Origin of the sequence: Labrys sp. LIt4 (genome assembly GCF_017813775.1) — a bacterium.
Taxonomy (GTDB): Bacteria; Pseudomonadota; Alphaproteobacteria; order Rhizobiales; family Labraceae; genus Labrys; species Labrys okinawensis_A.
The window spans coordinates 1-2,500 of the sequence record NZ_JAGIPY010000035.1 but is presented as its reverse complement, the minus strand read 5'-3'; the positions used below and the strand labels follow the sequence as shown (position 1 = coordinate 2,500).

The window sequence follows — 2,500 nt, the reverse complement described above, 5'->3', positions numbered from 1 at the left end:
AGGGCGTTCAGTCCGTCTTATTAGACCCGAAACCGATGTGATCTAGCCATGAGCAGGTTGAAGGTGGGGTAACACCCACTGGAGGACCGAACCGGTGTCTGTTGAAAAAGCCTCGGATGACTTGTGGCTAGGGGTGAAAGGCCAATCAAACTCGGAAATAGCTGGTTCTCCGCGAAAACTATTTAGGTAGTGCGTCGCACGAATGTTCCAGGGGGTAGAGCACTGGATGGGCTAGGGGGTCTTACCGATCTACCAAACCTAACCAAACTCCGAATACCTGGAAACACTATGCGGCAGACAGACGGCGGGTGCTAACGTCCGTCGTCGAGAGGGAAAAAACCCTGACCACCAGCTAAGGCCCCTAATTCGTGGCTAAGTGGTAAAGGATGTGAGGATCCCATAACAACCAGGAGGTTGGCTTAGAAGCAGCCATCCTTTAAAGAAAGCGTAACAGCTCACTGGTCTAAACAAGGGTCTTTGCGCCGAAAATGTAACGGGGCTCAAGCCACGAGCCGAAGCTGTGGGTGTGCGCAAGCACGCGGTAGCGGAGCGTTCCATAGGCCTGTGAAGGAGTATGCGTGAGCAGCTCTGGAGGTATTGGAAGTGCGAATGCTGGCATGAGTAACGACAAACAGTGTGAGAGACACTGTCGCCGAAAGTCCAAGGGTTCCTGCGTAAAGCTAATCTGCGCAGGGTTAGTCGGCCCCTAAGGCGAGGCTGAAAAGCGTAGTCGATGGGAATGAGGTGAATATTCCTCAACCAGTGGGTAGTGACGGATCTCTTCCGTGGTGTGTTCTTATCGGATTGAACATGCCATCACGAGGTTCCAGGAAATAGCTCCCACATCAGACCGTACCCGAAACCGACACAGGTGGACTGGTAGAGTATACCAAGGCGCTTGAGAGAACTATGCTGAAGGAACTCGGCAATTTGCCTCCGTAACTTCGGGATAAGGAGGCCTCGTTCGTGGGCAACCATGGGCGAGGGGCACAAACTAGGGGGTGGCGACTGTTTAACAAAAACACAGGGCTCTGCTAAGCCGCAAGGCGACGTATAGGGTCTGACGCCTGCCCGGTGCCGGAAGGTTAAGAGGAGAGGTGCAAGCTTTGAATCGAAGCCCCGGTAAACGGCGGCCGTAACTATAACGGTCCTAAGGTAGCGAAATTCCTTGTCGGGTAAGTTCCGACCTGCACGAATGGCGTAACGATCTCCCCGCTGTCTCCAGCATAGACTCAGTGAAATTGAATTCCCCGTGAAGATGCGGGGTACCTGCGCTTAGACGGAAAGACCCCGTGCACCTTTACTATAACTTTACACTGGCATTCGTGCTTGCATGTGTAGGATAGGTGGTAGGCTATGAAGCAGGGGCGCCAGCCCATGTGGAGCCACCCTTGAAATACCACCCTTACGATCATGGATGTCTAACCGCGACCCGTCATCCGGGCCCGGGACAGTGTATGGTGGGTAGTTTGACTGGGGCGGTCGCCTCCCAAAGAGTAACGGAGGCGTGCGACGGTGGGCTCAGAGCGGTCGGAAATCGCTCGTCGAGTGCAATGGCATAAGCCCGCCTGACTGCGAGACTGACAAGTCGAGCAGAGACGAAAGTCGGCCATAGTGATCCGGTGGTCCGTTGTGGAACGGCCATCGCTCAACGAATAAAAGGTACGCCGGGGATAACAGGCTGATGATTCCCAAGAGTCCATATCGACGGAATCGTTTGGCACCTCGATGTCGACTCATCACATCCTGGGGCTGGAGAAGGTCCCAAGGGTTCGGCTGTTCGCCGATTAAAGTGGTACGTGAGTTGGGTTCAAAACGTCGTGAGACAGTTTGGTCCCTATCTGGCGTGGGCGTAGGAGAATTGAGAGGATCTGTCCTTAGTACGAGAGGACCGGGATGGACGTACCTCTGGTGGACCTGTTGTGGCGCCAGCCGCAGTGCAGGGTAGCTATGTACGGTCGGGATAACCGCTGAAGGCATCTAAGCGGGAAACCCACCTCAAGATGAGTTCTCCCTCGAAAGCCGTGGTAGACCACCACGTTGATAGGCCGGGTGTGGAAGCGGCGCGAGCCGTGCAGCTTACCGGTACTAATAGCTTGATCGGCTTGATCGCTCTCATTTATCAATACTCACAACGCAGCAAAGCTGCTCAATGTGAAAACCAAAGACCAATACATCTTGCCATGCTCATCACGACACTAACCTGTCGATGCGCATGTGCGTGCGATGCCCTGCATCCTACGCATTCAGATTTTGCTTCGCCGGCCTGGTGGCACTAGCGAGGAGCCTCAACCCGATCCCATCCCGAACTCGGCCGTTAAACTCCTCAGCGCCGATGGTACTATGTCTCAAGACCTGGGAGAGTAGGTCGTTGCCAGGCCTGCAAAGCAAACTTCTCAATAAACCATGCTACAAATACCTGCCGCGGGGTGGAGCAGCCCGGTAGCTCGTCAGGCTCATAACCTGAAGGCCGCAGGTTCAAATCCTGCCCCCGCAACCA

General features: G+C 54.6%; 1 tRNA gene and 2 rRNA genes (1 of these 3 cut by a window edge). All 3 read left to right on the top strand.

Annotated features, from left to right (window positions below):
* A 23S ribosomal RNA gene (locus tag J8I29_RS29490) occupies positions 1-2,113 on the top strand; it begins 695 nt to the left of the window's first position.
* Between the two features lie 152 nt (positions 2,114-2,265).
* Positions 2,266-2,380: ribosomal RNA gene (gene rrf / locus J8I29_RS29485) — 5S ribosomal RNA — on the top strand.
* Positions 2,381-2,423: 43 nt separating this feature from the next.
* Positions 2,424-2,500: transfer RNA gene (locus J8I29_RS29480), tRNA-Met, on the top strand.